This is a genomic window from Bradyrhizobium sp. (assembly GCF_019244115.1).
Taxonomy (GTDB): Bacteria; Pseudomonadota; Alphaproteobacteria; order Rhizobiales; family Xanthobacteraceae; genus Bradyrhizobium.
In genome coordinates, this window is the sequence record NZ_JAFATE010000903.1 from 1 (window position 1) to 8,097 (window position 8,097).

Genomic DNA, 8,097 nt, shown 5'->3' on the forward strand with positions numbered 1-8,097 from the left:
GTGAACATCGCAGCGCGGGTGCAGAACCTCGCCGACGGCGACGAGATCTGCATCACCGAAGACGTCTACGGCGCGCCTGATGTGGCGGACATCATTGCGCCATACAGGGTGACGAAGAGCGAGGCGGAACTGAAGGGCGTCAGCAAGGCCATGTCGGTCTACCGTCTCGCCCGAATGGCATCCTAGGGTGGTGGGGCCAACATTCGCATCTGGCCTTTTCAACCCGTAGACCGTGGACTTGTGAGCAGAACTGCCACTACTTCGATATTACCGCTGCGTTCCTGCCTCAGGGCGCTACGAAGAGTGTGCATTCGATGTTGTCGACACCAACTGCTGTTCCGAAGCGCATTCTCATCCTCGGTCCGAGCGGTGCCGGCAAGTCGACGCTTGCGCGCCGCATTGGCGATCGTCTCCGCCTTCCCGTTGTGCATCTGGATGCCCTCTACTGGAATCCGGGTTGGTCGCCCACGGAGACCGGGCGCTTTCGCGAGAAAATGGCTGAAGTTGCCGCGCGTGATGCGTGGGTCATGGATGGTAACTACTCGAGCCATCTCGATCTGCGGCTGCCGCGAGCCGAAGCCGTGATCTGGCTCGACCTGGCGCGCTACATCTATTTTCCGCGGGCCGTCTGGCGAACCATCCGGAACTACGGCCGCGAGCGCGGTGATGTCGGGGCTGGGTGTCCCGAACGCTTCGACTGGCCATTCTTCAGAGACTGGGTTTGGACCTATCCGACACGCAGTCGAGCTCGGCACGCGGAGCTTCTAGCCAATCTCCCTTCGCAAATGCGCGGAATAATTCTGAGATCGCCCTCCCAAGTGGAGAAGTTCACCGGCGACTTGCCTTTCTCGCTGATCCGCGATGGAAAGAGCTAGTTGCAGGCGTCGCTCGCTTCTGATGATGCCAGCAGGCGCTTCGCTCAAGCGTCGGTGCCGGTCGCCGAGCTGCTCGATTCGAGCGGGCAGAATTGTACGCTTCGGCGCGTATTCCAGCGTAGGCTGGTTTTGCCTTTGCTACCGCGCCTCACCTTTGATCCCACGTATCGGACCATGCGCTCGATCACCGCATCACAGCCGCAGCACCTTGCCCGGGTTCATGATGTTCTTCGGGTCGAGCGCCCGCTTGATCGCGCGCATGACGTCGAGTTCTGTTTTCGACCGGTAGCGGGCCAGCTCGTCGATCTTGTCGATGCCGATGCCGTGTTCGGCCGAGATCGAACCTCTCATTGAGGTGATGAGATCGTTCACGACCCGGGTGATGGCAGCGGAGTACTGGGTCAGTGTCTGCCGGTCCATGCCAACAGGACCCATGAAGGAGAAGTGCAGGTTGCCGTCGCCGATATGACCGAGCGGATAGGGGCGGATCGTCGGCAGGATGTCGAGCACGGCCTTGATGCCCTGGTCGATGAATTCTGGAATTTTGGAAACCGCGACCGACACGTCGTAGCTGAGGCCCGGCCCGTCGGCGCGCGAGGCCTCGGCGACGCTTTCGCGAATCCGCCACATGTTGCGCGACTGCGTCTCGGTCTGCGCGATCACCGCGTCCAGCACGCGGCCAGCTTCGAGCTGGTCGGCCAAAAACTGCTCCATCTTGTCCGATAGGCCCGTGGCGCCGTCCTGGCGCGGCCGGGAGGACGACCATTCGAGCAGAAGATACCAATCGGTCTCCGCTTTGAGCGGATCCTGAAGGCCGGGCACGTGGCGGAGCACCAGGTCGGTGCAGGCCCTGCTCATGAGTTCGCAGGAGCCGACATTGTCGTCGGAGGCGGCGTAGGCCGCGGACAGAATGTCGACGGCGGCCTTGACATCGCGGATCGCCAGCCAGGCGGTGCACACGTCCTTGGGCGTCGGCCACAGCTTCAGCACGGCCTTGGTGATGATGCCGAGCGTGCCTTCCGCGCCCATGAACAGGTGTTTGAGGTCGTAGCCGGTGTTGTCCTTTTTCAGCGCGCGCAGCCCGTCCCAGACCTCGCCGCTCGGCAGCACGACCTCGAGCCCCAGCACCAGATTGCGCGCATTGCCATAGCGCAGCACCTGCACCCCGCCGGCATTGGTCGACAGATTGCCCCCGATCATGCACGAACCCTGGGCCCCGAGGCTCAAGGGGAAGAAGCGGTCGTGGCCTGCCGCCGTCTCCTGAAGGGTCTGCAGAATGCAGCCCGCCTCCACGGTCATGGCGTAGCCGACCGGGTCGACATGCAGCACGCGGTTCATGCGGCCGAGCGACAGCAGGATGCCAGTGTGATCAGGCCAGGGCGTGGCGCCGCCCATCAAGCCGGTGTTGCCGCCCTGTGGCACGATGGCGATGTCGTTGTCGTGGCAGAGCTTGACGACATTCGAGACTTCCTCGGTATTTGCCGGACGCACGACGGCCGCGGCCCGTCCGGCCAGCGAACCGCGCCAGTCGGTCAGGAACGGCTGCTTGTCGTGCTCGTCGAGGATCAGGCCCTTGTCGCCCACGATCGCGCGCAAAGACTCCAGCATGCCTGATGTCACGGGAGCGCTTGCAATGCGGGGATCGGGCGAGGCGGCTGCATCCGGCATCTGGTCCTCTCTTCGTCGTCTCGTTCGTCTTCTTTGCCGCTCGTACGGATCGAGCGCGTGACGTGCGACGACGCGCGGCGGCTCTTCCGCGCAGCCGACATCAATTGCAGGATGCCTTGCTGCCGGCAGCCAGCACAACCAATCGTCGTCCCCCTTGTCACGGCCGTCAGATTCATCGTCAACAGGACGTCCGGCTTGGGAGCCCTTGGACGGCAAAGACCGTGTCCACCGGCCTGTGCTCTCCCATCATTTCGACATGGGCGGCATTCGAAGCCTCGAAGAGGGTTTGTCCCACAGCGTCAATAAGAAATGGACAGCTTCCTGTCCACGAGTAATATGGATGAATCTCAAGGTGTTAACCAGTGCCTGTCGTATCCACATTGGAAGCGCCCCGCCCTTCGATTGCGGGGCCGGGTACCTCCGCGGGGCGCCCTGACCCTTTCGATCGTATTGCCGAAGTGATCCTTCGGATACGGCCGGTTTCTTTGCGTGCCTTGGCGGTCGCGTTGGCCGCGACGCTATTGGGCGCCGTTCTCCAGACCTTGGTCGTGTTCACGGCGGGAGCGGCCATACCTTTTGCCGGCTTCTTCCCGGCTATTCCAGTTGCGGCAATCGTGGCCGGGGCGCCTGCCGGGATGGCAGTCAGCATCGGAGCGCTCGTTCTCGTGTGGTGGGCTTTCAGGGAGCCTCACTTCGTCATCCATGCGCTTTCCGCCCAAGAGCGCTCCGAGACGGCGTGGCTGCTGTTCTTCGCCCTCATCCTCGTGGCGTTCGGCCTCTTGTGCCGGAAGCTGCTCGAACGCGCCTACGAACGGCAGCGGGCCATGAACGTCCTGGTTCGGGAGCTCGAGCACCGCAGGGCAAACACTTTCTCGGTGCTTCATGCGATCACGAAACGGACGCTTCAGCACGAGCCCGAGGCGGCGGAACGGCTCCTGCGCCGCTTCGAGGCAATCAGGAGAACCAACGATCTTCTGACCGAACAGCCGACTGGCGCTTTGCTCACAACGATTTTCAGAAACGAGTTGGAGGGCATTACCTCTGAGCAGGTCGTCATGCACGGCGCTGATGTGATGCTTCCGGCGGAACAGGCCCGTAATCTCGTTCTCATCGTGCACGAGCTTCTCACGAACGCCATGAAGTACGGTGCACTCTCCGTTCCAACCGGGCAGCTTCGGATCGAATGGAGCCGCACCGTGAACGACCTGAGCATCTGGTGGCAGGAAGTCGGCGTGCCCGCCGTATCCAAGCCGGATCGACAAGGTTTCGGCACCAGCTTGATCGAGCTCTGCATCGCGTCGGTTCGGGGGTCTTGGGAGCCGGCTTTCGAGCCGGAGGGTTTTCGGTGCAGACTTGTATTTCCCTTACCCGAGCGTGAGAACAGCGATTGATCGCGCTCCGAGTTGAGCAGGACCCGGACGAAATTGCGCCGCGGGAGCGTTGAAGCTCGGTTTGAAGAATGCTCGCCACACTCCCGCGGTCATGCCCCGCTTCCCGCCTACGCCAGGGCTCCGGTGCGGCCACGAACTCAAGGGCGCGCCGGAGCTTTAGCGAAGGCGGCAAGCGGGGCATCCAGTATCCCAGAGACCGCAGTGCTTGAGCGGACGGCCGCGGCGTACTGGATCGCCCGGTTAAACCGGGCGATGACAGCGGTGGGTGCTTTGACGGTGCAGTTTTTTGATGGTCGCATCTGGAGAGCTTAACCGCCGTCGTCTCGGGATTGGTGCGTTGCGGTGCATCATTCAAAATGAGACTGCCCGTTAAGCTTCAAGGCCCGGATGACGCGCGCCATGGCCTCGTCATCAGCTAGCTTGCGGCAACTTCAAAAAGGTCGCGGGTTGTGGGCGGTCTCATGCGCCAAAAGCCCAGTAACGATCTCGAAAATGCATGCTGGCGATGCAAAAGGGAGGAGTTCGATGTTGAAGAGCTGTTTGGGTGTGGTCGCGCTCACGAGCCTGTTTTTGTCGAGCGCAGCCATGGCTCAGGAGAAGATCAAGGTCGGCGTGACCGCGACGCTGGAAGGCACCTATACGGTGCTCGGCGAGGACGGCATGCGCGGCCACCAGACGGCATTGAACGTGCTCGGCAAGAAAGTCGGCGACAAGGAGCTCGAATTCGTCGTGGCCTCCACCGACGCCACGCCGGACTCCGCGGTCCGTGCCGTGCGCAAGCTGATCGAGCAGGACAAGGTGCAGATCCTGTTGTCGCCTCTGTCAGGCGACGAGGGCATCGCGGTCAAGAATTTTTCGAAAACCCATCCCGAGCTTACCTTCATCAATGCCGCCTCCGGCGCGCAGGAAACGACCTATGTCGATCCGTCGCCGAACTTCTTCCGATACAACATGGACGGCGCGCAGTGGCAGGTGGGGCTCGGCAGATATGCCTATGAGAGCAAGGGCTACAAGAAGATCGCAACCGTCGGCGAGGACTATTCCTTCGTCTACACGCAGGTGTTCGGCCTGGTGCTGGATTTCTGCGGCGCCGGCGGGCAGGTCACCAACCGGCAATGGGTGCCACTCGGCACCAAGGATTTTGCTTCGGTCATCGCCGCGCTGCCTGACGACGTCGATGCGATCTATCTCGGTCTCGGTGGTGCGGATGCCGTCAATTTTCTCAATCAATACCAGCAGGCCGGGGGCAAGGCGCACCTGATGGGCGGCTCGATTCTGGTCGACCAGACCATCCTGTCCGCAAAAGGCAGCGCCAAGAACGCGCTGATCGGCACGATCGCGGCGAGCGGTCAGGCCGACACCTGGGACGATCCGCGTTGGCAGAAATTCGTGAAGGCCTATCAGGACGCCTTCCCGCCGGAGAAACGCTTCCCGAGCCCGTCGCTGCTGGCCACCAATTACTACGGCTCGACGATGGCCCTGATCCTGGCGCTGCGCGAGGTCAATGGCGACCTCTCCAACAACCAGGCCAAGCTGAAGGAGGCGCTGGCCAAGATCGAACTCGACGCGCCCAACGGCAAGATCAAGCTCGATTCCAACCGGCAGGCGATCGGCACCAATTTCGTCACCGAGGTGGTGGATGACGGCAAGGGCGCGCTGTTCAGCAAGGTCGTCAAGGTGATCCCGAACGTGAACCAGACGCTCGGCTACGATCCGGCGGTCTTCGCCAAGATAGGCCTGCCGAGCCGGACAGTGCCGGAGTGTAAGAAGTACTGACGTAGTTTTTGCGGATGCGAAATCAACCTCGACGGCTTGGGATGTGTCTCGGCCAAGCCGTTGAGGAAAATTGAGGTTTCGCGGCGCTTGCATTGTTCCTCCCGATGTTGAACGCTTGTCGCAAAGACAAAATCAGCGGGAGGGAAGGCATGAGCCGCGCGCTTGCCGTCTTCCACGGCCGGTTCGGTCGCGCGACGGTCTATCAGTTGAACAGGCCCTTCAACGTGCATGCGCATCGCGAGGGGCACTTGATTTTTCATGTCGGCGGGACGCCGGCCTCGATCGATGTCTGCGAGCAGCGCTGGCTGCTCGCAGAAGATTCCATCGTCGCGGTCAATCCCTGGGAGCCGCACAATTTCCTGCCGAACGATCTCGGCAACGGCGCGATCTTCTTCGTGCTTTACGTCAACGCCGAATGGTTCGCGCCGGATGCCGCGCGGAGCCAGGATCTGCGCTTCGGCCGCAATTATTTCAAACGCACGGCAACCCTGGACAAGCAGATCCGGCGCACCGCGGCGCTGGTGTGCGGCGCGCCATCGCTGAGCAGCCTGGATTGCGAATTGCGGGAGCTGATCGATGCCTGCTACGAGGAGAGCTGGCAGCGTCCCGAAACCAGCGAGGCACCGCGTGCGAGCCTCGCGATCACCGATTTTCGCGTGCGCAAATGCATCAAGCTGCTGTCGGAAAGCCCGTGCGCCGAGATCGAGCTGGATACCATTGCGCGCGAATCGGGGCTGTCGCGGCCGCATTTCTACCGCCTGTTCCGGACCCAGACCGGCGTCACGCCCCATCTGTATTTGAACACGTTGATGATGGAGAAGGCGCTGGATGCGCTGGTCACCACGGAATCGGCGATCGCCGATATCGGCTTCGATCTCGGCTTTTCCTCGCAAAGCGGTTTTACCCGCTTCTTCGCCGCCAATGTCGGCATGGCGCCCACCGATTATCGCCGCGCCGCCAAAGTGTTAAGGCCCTAGGGGCGCGCGAAAAGATACTGACGATCAAGTCCCTCCCAAATCCGCTCGCTAGGATGCGCCAAACGCGATCCGAAAACGGGTCCGGCGCAGGGAGGACAGGATGGCCGCGAGCCGCGCGGGATTTCAGGCATGGACATGCGTCGGTGTTGCGGGGAGACCGGCGGCGTGACGCGGTTCATCGAGCGTCATCCGGCCTGGGCCCTGATCGTGCTGATCGCGGTCGCCGTGGTGCTCTGGCTGGTGTTCGCGATCTGGCCGCCGGGCCTGGAGGAGGCGATCGGCCGTAAAAAAATCTTTCTCAACGCGGTGTTCAACGGCATCACGCTGGGCGGGCTGTATTTCCTGGTTGCCAGCGGTTTCACCCTGATCTTCGGCCTGATGCGCAACGTCAATTTGGCGCACGGCTCGCTGTATCTGTTCGGCGGCTATATCGGCTACGGCATCAGTGTTGCGACCGGCTCCTGGATTTTGTCCTTCATCGCGGCCTTCATCGTCGTGGCCCTGGTCGGCATTTTGCTGCAGATCCTGGTGTTCCGCCGCATGGAGGGCCAGGATTTGCGCCAGACCATGGTGACTATCGGGCTGTCGATCGTATTCGCCGATCTGATGCTGTGGGCCTTTGGCGGCGACTTCTATCAGATCCAAACCCCGGCCTGGCTGATCGGTCCGGTCGAGCTGCCGCTGATGACCGCGGTGAAATCGTCGGGCGAGGCGGTGTTTTTGCAATATCCGCTGGTACGGCTCGTGATCTTCGCGGCCTCGGTGGTGATCGGCATCGCGATGTGGCTCGTGCTCAACCGCACCCGCATTGGCATGATGGTGCGTGCCGGTGTCGATGACCGCAACATCCTGGCCGCGACCGGCGTCAATATCCAGCTGGTGTTCGTCCTGGTGTTTGCGCTCGGCGCGGGCCTTGCCGGCATCGCCGGTGTCGTCGGCGGCACCTTTCAGTCACTCTCGCCTGGGGAGGATACGCGGTTTCTTTTGGCCTCGCTCGTGGTCGTGATCGTCGGCGGCATGGGATCGATCCCCGGCGCCGCGCTGGGTGCGCTGATCATCGGTCTCGCCGAACAGCTCGGCTCCGTCTACATCCCGACCTACGCCATCGTCGTGACCTTCCTGATCATGGTGCTGGTGCTGGCGCTGCGCCCGCAAGGACTTTTGGCGAGGCGATGACATGTCGTTGACGCAAAGCGCCCCGCATATTCACGCCGAGCCAGCGGCATCAGCCGCGCAGCGTCCGGCGGCCATCAAGGCGTGGGCCGAATTCGACAATCCGGCTGCCTGGCTAGTCGCGGTCATTTTGCTGATCATGCCGCTGATCGCGAACAAGTTCTTTCTGATCGAGATTTTTGGCACGACGCTGATCCTCGGGACCGTCGCGCTCAGCCTGATGTTCCTCGCCGGCTA

The 8,097-nt window shown here is 62.1% G+C and carries 6 protein-coding genes and 2 pseudogenes; 7 read left to right on the plus strand and 1 reads right to left on the minus strand.

Annotated features, from left to right (window positions below; all coding sequences use genetic code 11):
- Both JOZ76_RS37515 and JOZ76_RS37520 read left to right on the plus strand, forming a co-directional pair.
- Window positions 1-186, plus strand: a pseudogene (locus JOZ76_RS37515) (adenylate/guanylate cyclase domain-containing protein); the annotation flags it as partial.
- 128 nt (window positions 187-314) lie between these two features.
- A complete protein-coding gene (locus tag JOZ76_RS37520) occupies window positions 315-875 on the plus strand; it encodes a topology modulation protein (RefSeq protein ID WP_291706408.1) in 561 nt (186 codons plus the stop codon).
- Window positions 876-1,067: 192 nt separating this feature from the next.
- On the opposite strand, the gene JOZ76_RS37525 is transcribed toward JOZ76_RS37520, so the two are convergent.
- Window positions 1,068-2,543, minus strand: coding sequence for an FAD-binding oxidoreductase (locus JOZ76_RS37525; protein ID WP_291706409.1), 1,476 nt, complete (start codon window positions 2,541-2,543; stop codon window positions 1,068-1,070).
- A gap of 506 nt (window positions 2,544-3,049) precedes the next feature.
- On the opposite strand from JOZ76_RS37525, the gene JOZ76_RS37530 reads away from it, so the two are divergent.
- The 5 genes and pseudogenes from JOZ76_RS37530 to JOZ76_RS37550 all read left to right on the plus strand — a co-directional run.
- Window positions 3,050-3,934, plus strand: coding sequence for a sensor histidine kinase (locus tag JOZ76_RS37530; protein WP_291706410.1), 885 nt, complete (start codon window positions 3,050-3,052; stop codon window positions 3,932-3,934).
- 525 nt (window positions 3,935-4,459) lie between these two features.
- Window positions 4,460-5,710 carry an ABC transporter substrate-binding protein gene (locus tag JOZ76_RS37535; protein ID WP_291706411.1) on the plus strand — a complete coding sequence of 417 codons (1,251 nt, stop codon included), beginning with the start codon at window positions 4,460-4,462 and terminating at the stop codon, window positions 5,708-5,710.
- 149 nt (window positions 5,711-5,859) lie between these two features.
- A complete protein-coding gene (locus tag JOZ76_RS37540; protein ID WP_291706412.1) occupies window positions 5,860-6,687 on the plus strand; it encodes an AraC family transcriptional regulator in 828 nt (275 codons plus the stop codon).
- A gap of 165 nt (window positions 6,688-6,852) precedes the next feature.
- Entirely contained in the window at window positions 6,853-7,863 is a 1,011-nt protein-coding gene (locus tag JOZ76_RS37545; protein WP_291706413.1) for a branched-chain amino acid ABC transporter permease, read from the plus strand.
- A 1-nt stretch (window position 7,864) separates the two neighbouring features.
- Window positions 7,865-8,097 (plus strand): annotated as a pseudogene (locus JOZ76_RS37550) (branched-chain amino acid ABC transporter permease); the annotation flags it as partial.

Excerpts from the sequence above, each read along its gene's own strand:
- JOZ76_RS37520 (WP_291706408.1), top strand. The coding sequence starts at position 315 with ATGTTGTCGACACCAACTGCTGTTCCGAAGCGCATTCTCATCCTCGGT.
- JOZ76_RS37525 (WP_291706409.1), bottom strand. The coding sequence starts at position 2,543 with ATGCCGGATGCAGCCGCCTCGCCCGATCCCCGCATTGCAAGCGCTCCC.
- JOZ76_RS37535 (WP_291706411.1), top strand. The coding sequence starts at position 4,460 with ATGTTGAAGAGCTGTTTGGGTGTGGTCGCGCTCACGAGCCTGTTTTTG.
- JOZ76_RS37540 (WP_291706412.1), top strand. The coding sequence starts at position 5,860 with ATGAGCCGCGCGCTTGCCGTCTTCCACGGCCGGTTCGGTCGCGCGACG.